This is a genomic window from Rathayibacter sp. VKM Ac-2835, assembly GCF_013266705.1.
Classification (GTDB): domain Bacteria; phylum Actinomycetota; class Actinomycetes; order Actinomycetales; family Microbacteriaceae; genus Rathayibacter.
This window is the reverse complement of sequence record NZ_JABSNQ010000005.1, coordinates 111,097-128,140: the sequence shown is the minus strand read 5'-3', so window position 1 is coordinate 128,140 and position 17,044 is coordinate 111,097. Positions and strand designations below refer to the sequence as shown.

The window sequence follows — 17,044 nt, the reverse complement described above, 5'->3', positions numbered from 1 at the left end:
GGTGGTCGGAAGCGAGGAGCTGGGCCGTGGCCGGCGCAGGTGAGATGCCGGGTAGCGGGGCCCGGCGGCTCGGCGAGAGAGAATTCGCGCTCAGGCCGGTGTCCGCCCGCCGCGCCCGAGTTCCGGCGCGTAAGTAGGGCGCGCCGGGGTCAGGCGCGGCGGGCGGGCAGCCGCGAGGAGGGTGCGTCAGGCGGTGGGTGCGTCGGCGGTCTGCTGAGTGCGGGAGTAGCCGAGGTAGCTGCCCTCGATCTCGATGACGGGGAACCCGGCTCGGCGCAGCGCCTGGCTGGCGATGATGTTGCGGGCGCCGCTCTGGCAGTAGCTGATGATCGTGCGGTCCTTCGGGAGCCGGTCGGTCTCCCACAGCACCCGTCCCGCGCCGATCCGCGTGGCTCCGGGGACGTGGCCGGCGGCGTACTCGCTCGCTTCGCGCACGTCGAGCACGAAGGCGTCCTCGATGTCCGCGACCTTGTCGGGGGCGATGGTGGTGGAGGGGCGTGTCTCGAGCCCGTCGAGGGTGGTGAGGTAGCCGGCGTAGGAGTCGATTCCGACGCGGATCAGGTGATCGCGCACGTGATCGGCCTGCTCCGGCCCATCGACCAGGAGAAGAAGGGGCCGCTTCTCCTGCTCCGAGTCCACCGCCCAGGCACCCCACGCGGCGGTCTTCCCGGTCGCGGGGATCGCCAGGGCACCGGGTACCGAGCCGGCGCGCACGTCGGCCGGGGGGCGGGTGTCCACCAGGACCACGTCGTCGTCGCGGAGAAGCTCGGCGGCATCCTCGGACGTCACCGCCGCGAGTTCGGGCAGGGGTCCGAGCACGGCCGGGCCGTCGCGGTTCTCGCGCTTCATGCGGGCGAAGTAGGCGTGCGCGTCGGGCTGCCCGTCGAGCAGCTCGCGGACGAACCCGTCCCGGTCATCCGCCGCGAGGTAGGGGCCCCACCAGGTGTAGAGGCGTTCGTAGCCGACGGTGGTCGATGCGATCGCGCCGAGCGCTTTGCCGCAGGCGCTGCCCGAGCCGTGCGCGGGGTGGATCTGCACATGGTCGGGAAGGGTGAGGAGGACGCGCTTGAGGCTGTCGAAGAGGTCCTGCGCGCCCTGGAACCGCGTGTCCTGACCGCCCGCTGCTTCATCCAGCAGATCGGGGCGGCCGAGGTCACCGACGAACACGAAGTCGCCGGAGAGCAGGTAGCCGGGATCCTGGGTCAGGGCGCCGTCGGTGACGAGGAACACGAGGTGCTCCGGAGTGTGGCCGGGGGTGTGCCGGGCCTGCAGGCGGAGGTTGCCGACGGGGATGACGTCGCCGTCGTGCAGCCGGGTCGCGTCGAAGCCGTACTGCCAGTCGACGCCGCCCTCCCCCGACACGAAGATCTCGGCGTCGGTGGCGCGGGCGAGCTCACGCGTGCCGGAGAGGTAGTCGGCGTGGATGTGGGTCTCGGTCACCGCGACGATGCGCATGCCGTTGCGGGCGGCGGTGTCGAGATAAACCTGGATGTCCCGTCGCGGGTCCACGACCACCGCGTCTCCGGTGGCCTGGCAGCCGATGAGGTAGCTCGCCTGGGCGAGGTCGTCGTCGTAGAAGCGTTCGAGCAGCATCACTTCCCCTTTCAGTAGGAACTCACGAACAAATTATACCCCCGGGGGTATTTTGTCGAGCCCGCTCGCCAACGAGGGCCACACCCCTCCGAACACACGCAGGTCGCGGGGCGCGAGATGGGCAGCCTGTCCTGGCTAGCGATTGAAGTGCGGCGGTGCTTGCATGACCCCATGTCCTCCGCGTCTACACCTCCGCCTCCCTCTCCCCGCGCGGAGCCGCACGACAGCGCGATCTCGGGGCGACTGAACTGGCTACGGGCCGGAGTGCTCGGCGCGAACGACGGCATCGTCTCGGTCGCCGCTCTCGTCGTGGGCGTCGCCGGCGCGACGACCGCAACGGCACCGATCCTCACGGCGGGTGTCGCCGGGGTCGTCGGCGGGGCGATCTCGATGGCGCTCGGCGAGTACGTGTCGGTGAGCAGCCAGAGCGACAGTCAGCGTGCGCTGATCGCGAAGGAGCGCGTCGAGCTGGCCGAGGATCCCGCCGGGGAGCTCGAAGAACTCGCCTGGCTGTACCAGGTGCGTGGCCTGACCCCGGAGACAGCGCACCAGGTCGCCCGCGAGCTGACCGACAACGACGCGCTGACAGCGCATCTGGAAGCGGAACTAGGTTTGAACGAGGAAGCGGTCGCCAGCCCGCTCGCCGCCGCCGGCGCCTCAGCGCTGGCGTTCTTCCTCGGCGCCGTGCTGCCGCTGCTCGCGATCCTGCTCCCTCCGCCGGAGCTGAGGGTCCCGGTGACCTTCGTCGTGGTACTGATCGCCCTCGCCGCGACCGGGTACATCAGCGCACGGGTCGGCGGCAGCCCAGCGCTGCGCCCGATGATCCGAATCGTCGTCGGCGGCGCTCTGGCCCTCGCGGCCACCTTCCTGATCGGATCGCTGCTCGGGACTTCCGGCGCGGTCTGATGTACCGGATCCTCGTCGTCAAGGACGACCCACAGATGGGCGCCCTCGTCGAGCGAGGACTGCGGGAGGACGGCTACCGACCACGACTACGACGACTGCTTCCGGATCATGCCCTCCCTGTCGGCAGCGGCCCCCTCGCCGCAGTGAAAAGGTCTGAGTGCGTCAGCCAGGCGGCACCATCTCGAACGACCACTCTTGGAAGGAACTCTCATGAGCATCGGATCAGGCATCGTTCTGTTCGTCATCGGCGCCGTTCTCGCGTTCGCCGTGAACATCGAGACGAGCATCGTCGACCTGCACATGATCGGCTACATCCTGATGGGCGCGGGGCTGATCATCTTCACCCTCGGACTCGCCTTCACCTTCCATCGCCGCCAGAGCACGACCACCACGCGCTCCGCCGTCGACCCGGCGAGCGGCGAACGGCTCACCCAGCGCACCCGCGACACCGACGGCCCTCTCCTCTGAACACATGACCCGGCGTCACAGAGCCCTCCGACCGCGCACGCTGCGCCGTCACCTCGGCGCACTCCTCGAGAGGTGCCGGCGTGTCCTGCGCATCGACGTGCCTTCCAGCTCTGACGAGAGCAGCCAGCCCTTGAGGTTGCAGGACTCGGCCGAGCGCAGTGCGCCCATCGTGCAATCCCTCTTCGACGCTGGCAGCGTCACGAAAGGGCAGACCGTCGTCGTCGACGGTCATCGTGCGATGACCGTCGAACTGGAGAACGGGCGTATCGCGCTCGTGCCCGTCCAGCTCGACCCGACCGGTCCCCTCGATCCGGTGAAGTGAGCTCTTGACCCGCCTCAGCGCGGGTACCACACGACAGGTAGTCTCCGCGGCTCTCACCATCCGCGTTTCAACCGTTCGTATGCTCTGTGGACAGCCTCGGATCCTGATGGAAAGGTGAGCTGATGACGAAACCCCGGGCCAAGGTCGAGCGTGCAGCGCTGATCTCCAACGGCATGTTCTGGTTCGGGCTGTCGCTGATGCTCTTCGCGATCGCCGGCGAGCAGACCGGCGCGGCATTCACCGGTCAGTGGTTCAACATGCTCGGCTGGGTGCTGATCGTCTCCGTGGCCGCAAGCCTGGCGGTCATCGGTGTGATCGAGAATCGGAACATTCGAGCGGGGAAGACGTACAAACCGCGTCTTCACCGCTGAGCGCGTCTCTCATACGGAAAGCCGTTCTGACCACCTCACAGTGGTCGAGCGGGCCCCCTCCTTGCACGACCTCTGCAGGGCTGGGTAGAGCCGCGGGCGCTGTTCCACGACATCTTATGATCAGCCGTTTGGCCTGGTGGCTACTGGGTACTTGAATCGTGACGCGCGAGACGCTGCCGGAGAGCGTGATGCGCTGGTTCCCAGCGCTGCTGCGGGCGCAACGGCGCCGGTAGCCGGCTCCGGCGGGGCAGTGAATCGCACTCGCGCCGGAGACGGCCCGCGGTCTCTCGGCCGTCCGGGGCGAATAGTGGGGTCCGCGACAGCGGAGCACGACATGCGGCCGCGCTCGACGCTGCAGAATCAGCGTAAGACGGACACCGTGTAGGGGGCAGTCCCAGTCGGCGGTGCCACAGTGACGCCATGACCACTCCCCGGACTCCCCTGGCTCGAGCTGCGCTGATCAGCAACGGCATGGTCTGGTTCGGGCTGTCATTGATGCTCTTCGCGATCGCCGGCGAGCAGACCTACGCCGCGTTCACCGGACAGTGGTTCAACGTCGTCGGATGGGTCCTCCTCGTCACCGTCGCGACCGGCCTCGCGGTCGTCGGGGTGATCGAGAACCGCAACATCCGAGCAGGGAAGAAGCGCAAGCCGCGCTCTCGCTCCGGAGCCTAACCCTGCTTCATTGCTTCTTTTACTCATTCACTCATTGACTCATAAGAGTGAATGAGTCGAGGGGGGTCGAGGGGGTTCTCCCCCTCGTGAGCCGGCCCGTTTCGGGCCGGCCCACACACGCGGTCAGAGCATGTAGAAGTGGTAGCCGATCGCGGCGCCCTCGCTGAGCGGGCCGAAGGTGTCGGCGTAGGCCTGGGGTTCGGGGCGGTTGGTGATGAGGTCGAGCGCGACGCGCTCCTCCTCGGACTCGTCGCTCATCTCGTCGGGCTCGTTCTCCCACTCGCGCAGCACCCGGTGCCCGGCGTCGGTGACGCGGTAGAGCGCCCAGAAGCCGGAGAACGTGCCTTCGGCTTCGCGCTTGAACACGAGGCAGGTGGCGGTGGGCCAGGCGTAGCGGGCGGCCGCGGTGAGCAGCGCCCGGACGGCGGCGTGCAGGTCCCGGATCTCACCGGACTCGGCGGCAGCGTTGACGGCTTCCTCGGCGGCGCGCAGCGCCGGAGTGTGTCCCCACACGTCGACGTCGGCGGGGGCTGGGGTGGTGGGTGTGGTGGTCATGGGTTTTCCTCTCTCGTTTTTCTGCCGAAGCGGCGACGTGTCGCCGATCAGGGCGTGAAGTGGTGCGGCAACCCGCAGGGCGCGGGGGGAGAGAATTTCCGCGCGATGGGAGGGAGCTCAGCTCCCGCGTGCGGAAAATTTCGGAGGGAGCGGTCGGCGCAGCCGACTTGCGCTCCACGTAGCGCCCGTACGGTGCCGCAGGTGCTTCGGCAGAAGAACGAGCGCGCAGCGATCGGAGCGCAGCGGGAAACAGGGGCGTGCTCTGCGCGCCGGCGCCCGCCGCGTCGCGGCGGAGTACGCGGCCGCGCAGCGTCCGCTCGAGCAGTTCTGACCGCGTGAGCTCCCGAGTGCCGGCGGATCCGGTTCGGCTGGCGCCGGTTCAGGTGGGGGGGGTCGAGGGGGGGGAAGCGTCCCCCCTCGTGGACCGGCCCGCACTGGACCGGTCCACGAGGCGGCGGCTAGCTCAGCCCGGCAGCCTCAGCCGGGGTGGTGTCTCCCGTGACGACCTGCTCGACCGGGGAGAGCGCGTAGCCCCAGGCGGCGAGCTGGCGGAAGTGAGCGGCAGCGCGCTCGTCGCCGCGGCGCCAGGACTCTTTGCTCGTGTTCGCCTCCTGGCCTGCGAGGACGATGGCCAGCGCGACCAGGCGGGCCTTCGCGGGGTTCGCCTTGACCAGCGGGGCAAGCGCGTCGGCGTGGTAGCCGGAGGGCTGGGGGATGCCGAGGAGGGTGTGCGCGAGGGCGTTGCCGTTGCTCATCCCCGAGGACACCGCGAAGCGGTGCGCGGTGAGGCCCAGAGCGATGATCCGATCCGCGTCCTTCGGGAGGGTCTTGCGGCTGAGGAACGTGGCGATCCATTCGCGGCGGACCGTCTCGGCCGCGTTCCATGCCTTGTTGTTGGCGATGAGCACCTTGCGCTCCGCAGACTTCTCGACGCGCTCCTCCTCCGCCTCCTCCGGGGTGAGGGCCGCGGCGGGGACGTCGCCGCGGTAGGCGTAGGTGAATCCGGCCCCCGTGGGCTCCTGCACGAAGTAGGTGACGTCGATTTCGCCGTTCCACCTGGTGTCGATGAGCGCGCCGCGCACCGGCACGGAGGTGATGTGCTCGGCGGTGACCGGCGCATCGTCCGCGGTGCGGAGCTTGCGGAGGGCGACCCACGCGGTGCCCTCGCCGTAGGCGTCGGAGCGGGTGAGCAGCTGGAAGCCGTTCGCGGTCTGCTCCTGCTCGACCTTCGCGAGCAGCGCCCGCTCCTTGGCCTCCTCCCGCAGGCTCTCCGCGGTGTGCTCGAACTGCGCGGGGTCGTGGGTCGCGACCTCGATCAGCGACGCGCGGGCGTCGGCGTCGTCCTCGAACTCCAACAGCACCGCCGCCTGGTCCAGGGTCAGCTCGTGCTCGTGCAGCACGGACGTGACGGTCGCGGACTCCGCGACCGCAAGGCCCTTCTTCACCGCGTCGGTCTTGGTTCCGGTGCGCTTGGCGATCGCTGCGGCGGACACGCCCTCGAACGCGAGCTGCGCCCACGCGGCGGTGCGGTCCGCGACCGAGAGTTCGGCGCGCTGGTCGTTCTCGATGATCTGCTGCACAATCCGGTCCGCGGTCGTCTCGTCGCCCTCCACGACGTAGACCGGGATCGTGGGCACTCCGGCCTCGCGGGCGGCGAGGGTGCGGCGCTGTCCGGCGCGGACGATGACGTTGCCGTGCTCGTCGCGGCGGGCGAGGACCGGGGTGATGACGCCGTTCTCGCGGATCGACGCGATGAAGTCTTTCGTCAGCGGGGCGCTGGTGCGCACGTTCGCCTCGATCACGAGGGTGGTCGGGTCGATGTGCTCAACGGTCCCGGTTCCGGTGGTGATAGTCACGATGGTTTCTCCTCAATCGGTGTGCGACCATGAAAGTGACGAGTCCCGTGGTTCTAGACCAACTACGGGGCTTTTGTCGTCTTCCTGATCGTTTTTCTTTGCCTCTCCGGCGGGATGAAATCAATTGAGTGGAGTCGGCGGAGTGACGGCTCTCTCGGACGAAATAAGCCCGAAGGGCGCGTCCGAGAGAGACGGCACGCAGCCGACGGAGCGAGATAGATTGAAACCGCGGAGAGGTGAAGAAAACGGGTAATCCGGCCGCGTAGCGGCTCCCGCCGGCGGTGTTCCGTCGCCGCTGCGCGAGTGCAGCTCGCGCCCCCGGAATGGGGAAGACCGGGGAGTGTGAGGGGGTCGCCCCTCACGGGCCGGCCCGGAAGGCCGGCCCGCACCGCGCGGCTACCGGTCGGCGGCTTCGGAGCAGTTGGCGCAGTCGCACGGCCCGCTGGGGTTCTCCGCCCGCTCGACGGCCGCGATCTGCGCGGCCTGCTCCGCCGGGGAGAGCGCCTGCCACCCCTCATCCGCGCGCCGGTTCAGCTCGATGCGTGCCGCACGCTCGTCCCGCGTCTCCGGGGTGGGGGTGAGGAAAGCGGCCAGGGCCGCGTCCGCGTCCTGCTTGTCGGCGGGGGTGAGGAACGCGATCAGCGCGGCGGCGTAGGCGGTGCCGTCGTCGGTGACGGGGAATCCGCCCGGGGCTCCTTCGCCGGGAAGGGTGAGCGTGTTGCGGATGTGCGCGATGATCACGGCGTCCGGGGCGGTCGCGTCGTCGTCGGACTCGGCGCGGCGGGTGTCGAGGATGAGGGCGAGCTGTTCGGCCGTGGCGCGGCCGGTGTCGGTGCGGGTCATGGTGTGGTCCTCTCAGCGGTTCAGGAACGGGGCGACGCGGCGGATCGCTGCGCGGCGTGCGTGGGCGACGCAGTGGCGGAACGAGCCGCTGGTGATGCCGTGCAGCTGGTCGGAGTGCCACGCCTCCCAGACCCCGGACTTGCGGCGGGTGACGTGCACCGAGGGCGTCGTCTTGGGATCGGTGCCCACGACGCGGATATCGACCGCGCGGGTGTTCGCGAGCGTGAGGTAGGTCTTCGCGGTGGTCTGCGAGTCAGTGGCGGTCTGCATGGTGTGGGTGCTCCCTCTGGCTGATCGTTTTTCTTTGCCTCTCCGGCGGGGAAAACCGTTTGAGTGGAGGCGGCGCAGTGACGCCGATAGCGGGCGAGATAAGCCCGCAGGGCGCGTCCGCTATCGGTGGCACGGAGCCGCTGGAGCGAAATAGGTTGAAACCGCGGAGAGGTGAAGAAAACGGGTGGAACGGGCCGCATCGCGGCCTCCCATTGGCGGCGCTCCGTCACCGCTGCGCGAGTACAGCTCGCGCCCCGGAACGGGATCCTGCGCAGAAAACGACAATTGCCGATTAGAGCCAGATCTGTCGTTTCTCTAAGCCCCTGTACTGGGGTCAAGGGCTGGCCCATCGGTAGTCGCTCCTGTTACGAAGTATGCAGACACATACTTTTCGACGACCGGAGCCCGCATGCTCACCACCGCACGACCCCAGACGCGAGCCGCCGCTCCCGCCGAACTGCTTGCTCACGCGACCCTGCCCGCGTTGCCGATGGACTCGGATCGGGTCCTCGTCATTCGCGCCGCATCGGGCGATGACCGCGCGTTCGCGGCGATCGTGAACCGCTACTCGCGTCTGCTGCGAGCGATCGCAGCGCGAACCCTCGGAAGCTCAGCCGACGTCGATGACGTGGTGCAGGAGACGTTCCTTGCCGCATGGACGCACATTGACAACGTGATCGACGGGGACACGATCACCGGCTGGTTGGCGACCACGACCCGCCGGCGCAGCATTGACCGCCTCCGCGCACCCGTGTCCGCGCGCCGGACGGACCTGGATGAGGAACTGCCGGCGCTCGAGAAGGACGACCCCGAAGTCGCCGGCCGATGCGCCGCTCTCGCGGCGGACGTACGGCGGGTGCTCGAGAAGATGCCGGCGCTGCAGCGTCGATGCTGGGAGCTGCGGCAGCTGCACGAGCTCAGCTACGACGAGATCGCTCTCGACCTCGACCTGACCCCGGCTGCCGTGCGCGGGCTCCTCGCCCGTGCGCGACTACTGATGGCAAGCGAACTCGCCCACTGGCGCTGACCAGCGGGCGGAAAGAACACGGCCCGCTCCCCTGAGCTGCCTCTTCAGGGGGAGTGTGAGGGGATCGCCCCTCACGTGCCGGTGACGCCCGCCCGCACGGTCTAGCGGGTTGTCTCAGCGCAGGGTGCGGCGATCATGAACGTGCGCGCTGCGATCCCGGGGATCATGTCGTCCGAGTAGGGGCTCAGGCCGTCCCGGCGAGGAGGGCGACGGCCGCTGCGGAGAAGAGAACAACGGCCGCCAGGAGAGTGCCGCGGGCCCGGGTGCGCTTGTCGACCGCGACCTCGGACACCTGCGAGGAGTGGAGCTCGGAGTCGCGATAAAGCGGCACGACACCGGCGACGACGAGCGCGGCACCCGTCACGGCCAGCAGCAGAGCGATCTCGTCCCACATGCCGACCAACTTACTCAGCCGCAGGGGCGGCGCTGCGGCGGGCTACGCGCTGGGTGGTTGTGGTGACGACGGCGGTCGCGCGGGTGAGGTTGGGGCCGATGGCGTCGGCTTCGAGGACGCGGCCGGTGCGGCGGTTCTCGCCTTCACCCCAGGCGACGGTGCGCTCGTAGCCGACGACGATCACCGCGTCTCCCTTGTGGAGGGAGGCGAGCACATGCTCGCCCAGCTCGAATTTCGCTTCCACGTAGTGCGTGGTCGGGGCGTCGTGCGGGGTCCACTCCCCCGCGCGGTATTCGCCGGTGTTCTCGATGACGCGCAGCTTCACGATCTGCACGCGGCCCGCCTGCACGGCCTCGGGGTCGGCGGCGAGGTTGCCGGTGATGGTCCTGGTGCTCATCTGTCGTCTCCTGCTCGTGCGGTTGGTGGGTCCCGTCGACGTTGACGGGTTCTCGTTCGCGGCCGCGTCCGCCGGGGTGTCGGTAGGGGGTGTCTCGATGCCCCAGGACGCCAGAGCGTCGCGGCGGGTGACTTCCACGGGCGGCTCGGACAGCGCTCTGCGCTGTTCGAGCTCGGCGCGCGTGACGATGAGGGCGGGGACGCGGCGCTCGTCGCCGTAGGCGAGACGGTAGAGCCGGTCGGCCTCGTTCTCCAGCCAGTCGACTTCGCCTTGCCGGTCGGCCTGTCCGGCGAGGTACCCGGCCCGGTAGTCGTCGCCGGTGACGTTCGGGCCGGTCATGCGGCGTGCTTCTCGATGAGGTCGGGGCGGAACCCCGACCAGTGGTCCTGGTCGCTTGCGACGACCACGGGGGCGGCGGAGTAGCCCAGCTCCTCCGTGACGTACGCGAGCGCTGCGGGGTTGGTGGTGATGTCGACGGTGGTGTACTCGATGCCCTTCTTCTCGAGCACCCGGTAGGTCATGGTGCACTGCACGCATGACGGCTTCGAGTAGACGGTGAGCATCAGTCGTCCCAGCGGTCGCCGCGGTGCGGGTCGTGCTCGTCGTTGACCGGGGACCAGGCGTGCAGCTCGGCCCACTTCTCGGCGGAGTCGGTGTGTCCGGCCTGGGTGAGGAGGTCGATGATGCCCGTCGCGCGCCAGCACGGCAGCGTCGGGGCGATCGCTTCCGTGACGGCCGGGTCGGAGAGCGTGGCCGCGAAGGCCGCGACGGCCGTCTGGTAGGTCGCCGCCGGGTCGGGCGTGGTCTGCTGCTGCTCGCTCATCGGTGGGTTCCTTCCGGGGTGTGGGCGTCGCCCTCGTCGTCGTCGCTCGCGTGCTCCGCGATCCACAGGTCCGCGGCCTCGTCTCGTCCGAATGCTCGCAGGAGTCCGGCCAGCGCGTCGACCTCGGCGCAGCTGAGTCGCACGGCCAGCTCGTCGGCGGTGTCCCCGTGGGAGAACACGGACGCGAACTCGGCCACCGCGCCCCAGAGGGTCGGCTCCTCGGCCGCGGGGCTGGTGGTGATGGTGTCGGACATGGCGTTTGCTCCTCGTGGTGGTGCGGGTCAGGATTCGGTGCGGGTGAGGGTGTCCACGAACATGACGCCCTCGGGGCCGGGGATCGTGGCGGTGTGTGCCAGCGCCCACCCGTTGCGTGCCAGACCTGAGAGGTCGACGTCGCGCTCGGCGATCCGGCGCAACTGGCTCTGCATCCCGTCCTCGTTCGCGGCCGGGACGAAGGTGCTGACGGTGGTGATCTGCTGCATGTTCTTCCTCTTCCTCATCGTTTTTTTGCCGTGAAGGCGGTTCTCCGCCTTAGCAACCGGAGGGCGCAGTGCAACCCGCAGGGCGGCGGTGGAGAGAGTTTCGGCGCGATGTGAGGGAGCGCAGCGACCGCGTGCCGAAAGTCTCGGAGGAGCCGGTGGCGCAGCCACTTGAACGGAGCCCGTAGGTAGCTACGACCGCAGCGAAGCGGAGGGAGCCGCCGAAGGCTTCACGGCAAAAAAGGGTGTGAGCCCGTAGGGCGACCAACGGCGGCCGGCGCAGCCGGGCGACCTCTAGGCGGTGCTCCGTCGCCGCTGCACGAGCGCAGCTCGCGCCTCCCGGAACGGGATCCCCGGGGAGCGTGAGGGGCCCGCCCCTCACGGGCCGGCCCGCAGGCCGGCCCTCGCTCGATCAGCTCGCGGCGGCCGTCTCGGTGGCGGCGGCTCGGGCTGCCTCGACCTCGGCGGCGGTGTGGTGTCCCTGCACGTCGGCGTAGGCGACTTTGTAGGGGCGGGTTCCGTCGTTCCAGTCGAGCGCGACGGTCACGCTCTTGGGGTTCACGCGGGTGACGACGTGCCAGCCGAAGCGGTGCTTGATCATGTCGCCCTTGGCGATCGTGTCGCGGCTGTGGATCGTGACCTGTCCGGCGGCGGCTTGCGCGTCGCGGACGGCGCTCCAGTAGTCGCGCTGGTCTTCGAGCTGCGCGCGCTGGGTGAGCAGCCGCTCCCGGTAGGCGCCGGTCGCGGGGGCGGTCGTCTCGATGTAGCCGCCGCCGAAGTTGTGCGAGCTGCCCTCGATCTTCCGCGTGCAGCCGCGAATGTCGGTATCGAGCCGGTCGATGCGGCGGGCAACCATTCCCGGCGCGTAGCGGGATTCGGTGGTCCCGGCGGCGACGTCGGCGCGGGCGCGGGCGCGGGTGGCCTCGCGGTCGGCCTCGACGCTGCGGCCCATCGCGTTGTGGGCCTTCTCGATCGCGTTGCGGTGCCGCGTCTCGGAGTGGTGGCCGATCTTGATCGGCTCGCCACCCTCCGGGAGCCGGTCGAACGCTCGGCGCGCGGCCGCGTCGGCGGTATCGGCGTCCGCGGCGCGGCGCTCGGCCTTCGCGTCGAGCGCGTCGACCCGGGCGGCCTGACGCTCGAGGGTCGCCGCCTCCGCCTCGGCGGTCGAGCGGAACGTCTCTTCGGCCTCGATGGTGACCTCGTGTCCGGCGTCGCGCAGGGCGGTCGCGGCGCGGTTGATGGTCCACCACTTCGGGAGGCGGTCCCGGGACTGCGGGACGTACCAGGCGCCGATGGAGCGGCCCCAGCGCCAGCCGGACGCCTTCAGGATCTCGGCGGTGCCGTCCCCGCGGCTGGTGCCCTCGATGATTGTTCCGGCTTCGGGGGTGTGGGTGATGGTGAGCATTCTCTGTCTCCTTCTCGTCTCGGGGGGGGTCAGTCGTTGGCGCGGTAGTCGGCGGGCGTCTCGCTGCGGTCGTGCAGCGCGTACGCGGCCGGGAACAGGTCGAGCGCTCGCGCGACGTCGACCGGAACGACGACGTAGGCCCCGGAGGCCATGTAGCCGACGCGATCCGAGGGCAGCGCCTCCACGGGCTCGAAGTGCTGCAGCGTCACCCCGGGAAGCCCCGCGCGGCCCTCGCGGGTGACCAGGTGCACGGCCGGGGTCTGCTCGGTCACCGGGTCACGGCCACCGGCGCCGACGATGACCACCTGACGGGCGGTCCGGCTGATCCCGTCCGCTCCGGGTCCGTGGTACTCGCTCTTGATGACCTCGGTACGGGTGCCGCGCTGCTGGCTCATGGTGTGTCTCCCTCTGGCTGATCGTTTTTCTTTGCCTCTCCGGCGGGGAAGACCGTTTGAGTGGAGGCGGCGGAGTGACGCCGATCACGAGCGATGTGAGGGAGCGCAGCGACCGCGTTCGGGATCGGTGGCACGCAGCCGATGGAGCGAAATAGGTTGAAACCGCGGAGAGGTGAAGAAAACGCGCAAGAACGGGCCGCGCAGCGGCCTCCATCCCCCGGCTTCGCCGGTACCGCGTCTAGCGGCCCCCGGAACGGGTAGCGGAAGAGCGCGAGCTGCTGACGTGCGCCGCCGGCGGTGGGTCTAGCGGCTTCGGTCGCCGCGGTCCGGCGCCTGCGCCGGCGTCGTGGGGAAGCTGCGGGTGACGGTCGCTCGTGCTTGCGCGAGGGCCGTGTCGATCAGGGGTTCTCCGAACGCGATGCGCGACTTGTCGACGTCGAGCGTGCGCAGCTGTCCCTCAGCGGGGGTGCTGTAGCGGCGGTAGCGCATGACTGTCGGTCCGGTGTCGGCCAGCTGCTCGGCGGCGACTTCGGGGAGGGAGCGGCCGTCTGGGCCGGCGTAGACGCCGCGGGCGTACTCGCTGGGCACCCATCGACCGCCGAGCTCGTCGGCGCCGTCGAGGGCGCGTTCGTAGGACTGCTGCCAGCGGCCGGCGATCCGCGACTCCGACAGCTCGAACGGGACCTCCACGTCGATGACCTCGACGCTGTAGCCGACAGATCCGAGTCGCTGCCCCAGCTCGACGGCCTTCTCGGGCGAGGAGAGCACGGTGTCGATCACGACGTTCAGCCCGTCCCGCACCGCTTCGTTGCGGACGCGGATCGCGAGCTGCGAGGACTCCTCGTGCACGAGGGAGGCCAGCTCGAGCGGGAAGAACCGCTCCCCCGCCGCCTCGGCAGCGCGGACCTCGGGCGGCATGATCGCGTGGTCGTAGCTGCCGTCCTTGATTGCCTCGGTGAGCAGGGCACGCTTGAACTCGTCCGCGTCGACAGTGATCCATGCGCCGCGTTCGGCGCCGAGTACGTCCGCGAGGACGGTCGACTTCCCGGCCCCGGGCGGGCCGGCGAGGATGATCGCCTTCCGCTCCGCACGGACGTCGGGGAACTCGTCGCGGTAGGAGGCGACCAGGCGGTCGTGCAGCTGCCGGCGCGCAGCGCGCGGCCGGTTCACGCCGTCAGGGCCGCGGACGAACCAGTTTCGGTTGTTGACCGTCGCCCGCTCACTGGCAGGGCTCAGCGGGCCGCCCGCCCGAGCCCACTCGCGCACCGTCTCGCGGTGCGCGGCGATCGCTGACGCGTCTTCGCCCGTCACCGACCTTGCTCGCTGTAGCGGGTCAGGATCTCGTCGTACATCTCCGCGTCGATCAGGTGCTCGCTGAAGGCGCGCTCGACGTCCTCAAACTCCCCCGCGTCCGCGGTCGTCCAGTCGAAGCCGTCGCTAGGCGATCCGGGCCGGTAGGACCAGCGGCCGAGCTCGTCGATGGTCTGCTCGCGCGTCAGCTCACCGGCGTCGTAACGCTGGGCGATTTCGTACGTGGTAGCGCCGGAGAAGCCGGGGCGCACGTCCGGCACGGCGGCCGCGGACTTCAAGGCACTGTTCACGGAGGGCTGAGAGATGCCGATCAGACGCGCGAGCTGCCTCTGCGTGGTGTCCTGCGCGGCCCGGCGCAGCTCCCGCAGGTACGACACTCTCGTCACGACCTGACGGCTGCGCAGCCGACGAACGGTGTCCCCATCGGGCATCTGAGCGATCGCCATCGCAACCACCTCCTATAGACCATTCTATCGAAAGACCGTCACGGCCAGTGAAAATGCCTGAGCGGATGGCGTGCTCAAGGATGGCGGCCATGGACGTCTGCCCCCCTCAAGTCTGTTACTTACAGACCAACAGACTTCCGAATCTCGGCCTCCGACCCGCCCGCGATCTGGTCACTTCTCTCGAGAAGAAGATCGATCGCTACTCGGATGAGGGTGTTCTCCGTGATTCGCTCGGTCCCAGCAGGCCTGGTTCGCGTGAGTCGACGTGCGTGCGCAGTCAGTGCGGTGTACTGGTCGTCTCGGATCTTCGCTTCTTTCCTGGCGAAGGACCGGTAGCCGGCTCCCTCAGCTGGGTCCTGTCGAGTTGCAGAGGCGTCGTCTTCCACTCCCGGCGACTTCGACGGCTGAAGAGGCTTCACCACCTCTGGGGATGCTTCGGGGGGAGTGAGAGACAGATCCGCCTGAGGCGGCGTAGACAGCATTGCACTGAGGTCCTGGCGGGCCATTAGGAGCTCCTCGTGGTCGAGTGCGCCCAGATGGAGGTGAGCTCCAGGGCGACTGCGTTGTAGTCGTAGATCGCATTGGCGGTTTGCCTGGTGTCGGGGTACTGCGTCACAACGTCTCCGGTGAGCGGCGAATCGCTGATCGATTTGTACTGTCGGATGTGCTGCTTGAAGCGAGGGAGCTTGAGGCTTACATCCACGAGATTGACCCAGTCTTCGAGGAGGTTCGGTACACGCATGTCCACCTTGCCGAGCAGGACTCGGTACGGAACATCTCGCGGCTCGATGAGCTTGCTGATCGTGTTGCGCGTCGGATCGACAGCAAGCGCTTCTGGAACCATCGGCACGATCGCGAAGTCGGAGACGTCGAGAACGGCACCGAGGATCGCCGTATCAGTCAGGTTTCCTGGTGTATCTACGAAGACCACGTCGTACGGCAGCTCCCGCAGGCGTGTGAGCGTGTTGGGGTCGGTGTTCTCCGCGAAGTCGAAGGGCAGCCGCTCCCCCGCCCGAGCCGCCCACATGGTGGTCGACTGTTGGGGGTCGACGTCGACCACGAGCACTCGCGCGTTCTTGGCAGCGACGGCCGCAAGGTTCATCAGACTCGTCGTTTTCCCGACCCCGCCCTTCTGATTCGCCAGGGACACGATGCGCATGGATGCTCCTATCACTTCGGTAATTACAGACTACCAAAGTTCGGCTGAAGATCTCTAACTTCGGAAGTCTGTAACTTACGAAGTGCACGGTCGACCGCTACGCCGACGACCCAAGTTGCACCCGGTCACCCTCCGAGCAGGGCTGGCACATCGACCGATGCTCACGCAGCAAGTCTCTTCCGACGCTTGAACCGGTTCGTTCCATCAGGTCCAGGTGCCACGCGGAACCCCCACTGCCGCTACCAACAGCTTCGGCCGGCAGCTAAGCCTCAATCTACAGAACTACAAGGTCTGTAACTCTGTAGATCTGTCCTCCTCCGTCTCCGCAGACGCACTGGGCTCCCCCTGCAATGTGACTTACAGAGTTCGTGATTCTGTAATTTACTGACTTCGTCATTCTGTAACTTACAGATAACGGCACGAGAAGCGTGAACAGAGTTACAGACTTCGTAGTTCTGAACCTTCCGAAGTTTGGACTCACACCGCAATCTGGTTCAGGTTTCCGTGCGCCGGCAGCTGCGGTCAGTGCGCGAACGCCGTCGCCAGTTCGCCCCAGTGGGTTGTGGAGCGTGGGGAAAGCACGCCGCGCTTCATCGTCCAGACGGGTCCCTTGCGGATCCCGGCGAGTCCGAGGCCGACAGCGGAGCGGCCGTGGCGCTTGGTCACGGCATCGATGGTCGCGCCGAGGCCCTTGGTGTCGAAGGCGGTGTCGAAGACGTCGAGGAAGGCGTGGGAGTTCTTGGGGGAGAGGTTGGTGAGGATGACGCTTGCGCTGTTCAGAGCGCACGGTGGAGGTGATGGAGGCAGACGGTGACGACGCCCCAGATCTGGAGGTCGCTGAGCTCGGGGACGAGGATCGGCGGGTACTCGGAGTTCTCAGCGCGCAGGATGACGCCGCCGGGGGAGAGTTCGAGGCGCTTGACGGTGAGTTCGCCGTCGAGGATCGCGACGACGACGTTGCCGTGCTTGGGGGAGAGGGAGCGATCAACCACCAGTTCATCGCCGTCGCTGATGCCGGCGTCGATCATGCTCTCCCCGGAGACGCGGACGATGAAGGTCGACGTCTTGTCGCGGATGAGGTGGTCGTTGAGGTCGAGGGAGCCGTCGAAGTAGTCCTGCGCGGGGGAGGGGAACCCGGCGGCTACCGCGTCGCCGGCGACGAGGAACGCGATCGCCACGGCGTCCAGCATCGGAGTCGAGATCCGATCCACGATCGTCACAGTCATGTCGGTGCCTCCCAATTCATTCGAACATATGTTCGATGCAAATTGAGTGTAGGTCGGAGGGTCCGACAGCGCTCGTGTGCGCCAGTCGTTCGGCCGGTCGGCGGAGCCGTCTCGGGCGCGTCG

General features: G+C 68.5%; 24 protein-coding genes. 6 read left to right on the top strand and 18 right to left on the bottom strand.

Going from position 1 to position 17,044, the window contains the following annotated elements; translation table 11 throughout:
• Window positions 1-186: 186 nt before the first annotated feature.
• Window positions 187-1,593: a rhodanese-like domain-containing protein gene (locus HRK28_RS19580; protein WP_173252800.1), complete on the bottom strand. Its 1,407-nt coding sequence runs from the start codon at window positions 1,591-1,593 to the stop codon at window positions 187-189.
• Between the two features lie 171 nt (window positions 1,594-1,764).
• On the opposite strand from HRK28_RS19580, the gene HRK28_RS19575 reads away from it, so the two are divergent.
• The 5 genes from HRK28_RS19575 (at window position 1,765) to HRK28_RS19555 (ending at window position 4,335) form a co-directional block, all read left to right on the top strand.
• Window positions 1,765-2,499 (top strand): VIT1/CCC1 transporter family protein, encoded by a 735-nt coding sequence (locus tag HRK28_RS19575; RefSeq protein WP_173252831.1) that lies wholly within the window; start codon window positions 1,765-1,767, stop codon window positions 2,497-2,499.
• Between the two features lie 210 nt (window positions 2,500-2,709).
• On the top strand, window positions 2,710-2,967 hold the full coding sequence (locus HRK28_RS19570) for a DUF6458 family protein (RefSeq protein ID WP_173252799.1): 258 nt from the start codon (window positions 2,710-2,712) through the stop codon (window positions 2,965-2,967).
• 4 nt (window positions 2,968-2,971) lie between these two features.
• Window positions 2,972-3,289 (top strand): hypothetical protein, encoded by a 318-nt coding sequence (locus HRK28_RS19840; RefSeq protein ID WP_217274952.1) that lies wholly within the window; start codon window positions 2,972-2,974, stop codon window positions 3,287-3,289.
• 122 nt (window positions 3,290-3,411) lie between these two features.
• A complete protein-coding gene (locus HRK28_RS19560) occupies window positions 3,412-3,660 on the top strand; it encodes a hypothetical protein (protein WP_173252797.1) in 249 nt (82 codons plus the stop codon).
• Between the two features lie 420 nt (window positions 3,661-4,080).
• Window positions 4,081-4,335 carry a hypothetical protein gene (locus tag HRK28_RS19555; protein ID WP_173252796.1) on the top strand — a complete coding sequence of 85 codons (255 nt, stop codon included), beginning with the start codon at window positions 4,081-4,083 and terminating at the stop codon, window positions 4,333-4,335.
• Window positions 4,336-4,458: 123 nt separating this feature from the next.
• On the opposite strand, the gene HRK28_RS19550 is transcribed toward HRK28_RS19555, so the two are convergent.
• From HRK28_RS19550 to HRK28_RS19535, 4 genes are all read right to left on the bottom strand, one after another.
• Entirely contained in the window at window positions 4,459-4,890 is a 432-nt protein-coding gene (locus HRK28_RS19550) for a hypothetical protein (RefSeq protein WP_173252795.1), read from the bottom strand.
• Between the two features lie 458 nt (window positions 4,891-5,348).
• Window positions 5,349-6,746 (bottom strand): ParB/RepB/Spo0J family partition protein, encoded by a 1,398-nt coding sequence (locus HRK28_RS19545; RefSeq protein WP_173252794.1) that lies wholly within the window; start codon window positions 6,744-6,746, stop codon window positions 5,349-5,351.
• A gap of 396 nt (window positions 6,747-7,142) precedes the next feature.
• A complete protein-coding gene (locus HRK28_RS19540) occupies window positions 7,143-7,589 on the bottom strand; it encodes a hypothetical protein (RefSeq protein WP_173252793.1) in 447 nt (148 codons plus the stop codon).
• Between the two features lie 12 nt (window positions 7,590-7,601).
• Window positions 7,602-7,859 carry a hypothetical protein gene (locus HRK28_RS19535; RefSeq protein ID WP_173252792.1) on the bottom strand — a complete coding sequence of 86 codons (258 nt, stop codon included), beginning with the start codon at window positions 7,857-7,859 and terminating at the stop codon, window positions 7,602-7,604.
• Between the two features lie 409 nt (window positions 7,860-8,268).
• Here HRK28_RS19535 and HRK28_RS19530 point away from each other — a divergent pair, with 409 nt between their 5' ends.
• The gene (locus tag HRK28_RS19530; protein ID WP_173252791.1) at window positions 8,269-8,886 is read left to right on the top strand and encodes an RNA polymerase sigma factor; all 618 of its coding nucleotides are present in this window, start codon (window positions 8,269-8,271) and stop codon (window positions 8,884-8,886) included.
• A gap of 184 nt (window positions 8,887-9,070) precedes the next feature.
• Here the strand turns inward: HRK28_RS19530 and HRK28_RS19525 are convergent, their stop codons facing one another.
• From HRK28_RS19525 to HRK28_RS19465, 13 genes are all read right to left on the bottom strand, one after another.
• A complete protein-coding gene (locus HRK28_RS19525; RefSeq protein ID WP_173252790.1) occupies window positions 9,071-9,280 on the bottom strand; it encodes a hypothetical protein in 210 nt (69 codons plus the stop codon).
• Window positions 9,281-9,290: 10 nt separating this feature from the next.
• Entirely contained in the window at window positions 9,291-10,016 is a 726-nt protein-coding gene (locus HRK28_RS19520; RefSeq protein WP_173252789.1) for a single-stranded DNA-binding protein, read from the bottom strand.
• A complete protein-coding gene (gene nrdH / locus HRK28_RS19515) occupies window positions 10,013-10,243 on the bottom strand; it encodes a glutaredoxin-like protein NrdH (protein WP_056045893.1) in 231 nt (76 codons plus the stop codon). Before nrdH ends, HRK28_RS19520 begins: the two co-directional genes overlap by 4 nt.
• Window positions 10,240-10,500, bottom strand: a complete 261-nt coding sequence (locus HRK28_RS19510) for a hypothetical protein (protein ID WP_173252788.1) — start codon at window positions 10,498-10,500, stop codon at window positions 10,240-10,242. The genes nrdH and HRK28_RS19510 overlap by 4 nt, the downstream gene beginning before the upstream one ends.
• Window positions 10,497-10,754, bottom strand: coding sequence for a hypothetical protein (locus HRK28_RS19505; RefSeq protein WP_056045777.1), 258 nt, complete (start codon window positions 10,752-10,754; stop codon window positions 10,497-10,499). The genes HRK28_RS19510 and HRK28_RS19505 overlap by 4 nt, the downstream gene beginning before the upstream one ends.
• A gap of 27 nt (window positions 10,755-10,781) precedes the next feature.
• A complete protein-coding gene (locus tag HRK28_RS19500) occupies window positions 10,782-10,982 on the bottom strand; it encodes a hypothetical protein (RefSeq protein ID WP_104273023.1) in 201 nt (66 codons plus the stop codon).
• Between the two features lie 409 nt (window positions 10,983-11,391).
• Entirely contained in the window at window positions 11,392-12,384 is a 993-nt protein-coding gene (locus HRK28_RS19495; protein ID WP_173252787.1) for a DUF3560 domain-containing protein, read from the bottom strand.
• Between the two features lie 29 nt (window positions 12,385-12,413).
• A complete protein-coding gene (locus HRK28_RS19490) occupies window positions 12,414-12,779 on the bottom strand; it encodes a hypothetical protein (RefSeq protein ID WP_173252786.1) in 366 nt (121 codons plus the stop codon).
• Between the two features lie 303 nt (window positions 12,780-13,082).
• Window positions 13,083-14,090, bottom strand: a complete 1,008-nt coding sequence (locus HRK28_RS19485; protein WP_173252785.1) for a zeta toxin family protein — start codon at window positions 14,088-14,090, stop codon at window positions 13,083-13,085.
• Entirely contained in the window at window positions 14,087-14,536 is a 450-nt protein-coding gene (locus tag HRK28_RS19480; RefSeq protein WP_173252784.1) for a winged helix-turn-helix domain-containing protein, read from the bottom strand. The genes HRK28_RS19485 and HRK28_RS19480 overlap by 4 nt, the downstream gene beginning before the upstream one ends.
• 505 nt (window positions 14,537-15,041) lie before the next feature.
• Window positions 15,042-15,695 carry a ParA family protein gene (locus HRK28_RS19475; RefSeq protein WP_056045660.1) on the bottom strand — a complete coding sequence of 218 codons (654 nt, stop codon included), beginning with the start codon at window positions 15,693-15,695 and terminating at the stop codon, window positions 15,042-15,044.
• 522 nt (window positions 15,696-16,217) lie between these two features.
• Window positions 16,218-16,370: a DUF4113 domain-containing protein gene (locus HRK28_RS20930; protein ID WP_320529222.1), complete on the bottom strand. Its 153-nt coding sequence runs from the start codon at window positions 16,368-16,370 to the stop codon at window positions 16,218-16,220.
• A gap of 101 nt (window positions 16,371-16,471) precedes the next feature.
• The gene (locus tag HRK28_RS19465) at window positions 16,472-16,921 is read right to left on the bottom strand and encodes a LexA family transcriptional regulator (RefSeq protein ID WP_254305052.1); all 450 of its coding nucleotides are present in this window, start codon (window positions 16,919-16,921) and stop codon (window positions 16,472-16,474) included.
• Between the last annotated feature and the right edge of the window lie 123 nt (window positions 16,922-17,044).

Coding starts and splice junctions, on each gene's coding strand:
- HRK28_RS19580 (WP_173252800.1), bottom strand. CDS start 1,593: ATGCTGCTCGAACGCTTCTACGACGACGACCTCGCCCAGGCGAGCTAC.
- HRK28_RS19575 (WP_173252831.1), top strand. CDS start 1,765: ATGTCCTCCGCGTCTACACCTCCGCCTCCCTCTCCCCGCGCGGAGCCG.
- HRK28_RS19570 (WP_173252799.1), top strand. CDS start 2,710: ATGAGCATCGGATCAGGCATCGTTCTGTTCGTCATCGGCGCCGTTCTC.
- HRK28_RS19840 (WP_217274952.1), top strand. CDS start 2,972: ATGACCCGGCGTCACAGAGCCCTCCGACCGCGCACGCTGCGCCGTCAC.
- HRK28_RS19560 (WP_173252797.1), top strand. CDS start 3,412: ATGACGAAACCCCGGGCCAAGGTCGAGCGTGCAGCGCTGATCTCCAAC.
- HRK28_RS19555 (WP_173252796.1), top strand. CDS start 4,081: ATGACCACTCCCCGGACTCCCCTGGCTCGAGCTGCGCTGATCAGCAAC.
- HRK28_RS19550 (WP_173252795.1), bottom strand. CDS start 4,890: ATGACCACCACACCCACCACCCCAGCCCCCGCCGACGTCGACGTGTGG.
- HRK28_RS19540 (WP_173252793.1), bottom strand. CDS start 7,589: ATGACCCGCACCGACACCGGCCGCGCCACGGCCGAACAGCTCGCCCTC.
- HRK28_RS19535 (WP_173252792.1), bottom strand. CDS start 7,859: ATGCAGACCGCCACTGACTCGCAGACCACCGCGAAGACCTACCTCACG.
- HRK28_RS19530 (WP_173252791.1), top strand. CDS start 8,269: ATGCTCACCACCGCACGACCCCAGACGCGAGCCGCCGCTCCCGCCGAA.
- HRK28_RS19525 (WP_173252790.1), bottom strand. CDS start 9,280: ATGTGGGACGAGATCGCTCTGCTGCTGGCCGTGACGGGTGCCGCGCTC.
- HRK28_RS19520 (WP_173252789.1), bottom strand. CDS start 10,016: ATGACCGGCCCGAACGTCACCGGCGACGACTACCGGGCCGGGTACCTC.
- HRK28_RS19510 (WP_173252788.1), bottom strand. CDS start 10,500: ATGAGCGAGCAGCAGCAGACCACGCCCGACCCGGCGGCGACCTACCAG.
- HRK28_RS19505 (WP_056045777.1), bottom strand. CDS start 10,754: ATGTCCGACACCATCACCACCAGCCCCGCGGCCGAGGAGCCGACCCTC.
- HRK28_RS19500 (WP_104273023.1), bottom strand. CDS start 10,982: ATGCAGCAGATCACCACCGTCAGCACCTTCGTCCCGGCCGCGAACGAG.
- HRK28_RS19495 (WP_173252787.1), bottom strand. CDS start 12,384: ATGCTCACCATCACCCACACCCCCGAAGCCGGAACAATCATCGAGGGC.
- HRK28_RS19490 (WP_173252786.1), bottom strand. CDS start 12,779: ATGAGCCAGCAGCGCGGCACCCGTACCGAGGTCATCAAGAGCGAGTAC.
- HRK28_RS19480 (WP_173252784.1), bottom strand. CDS start 14,536: ATGGCGATCGCTCAGATGCCCGATGGGGACACCGTTCGTCGGCTGCGC.
- HRK28_RS19475 (WP_056045660.1), bottom strand. CDS start 15,695: ATGCGCATCGTGTCCCTGGCGAATCAGAAGGGCGGGGTCGGGAAAACG.
- HRK28_RS19465 (WP_254305052.1), bottom strand. CDS start 16,921: ATGACTGTGACGATCGTGGATCGGATCTCGACTCCGATGCTGGACGCC.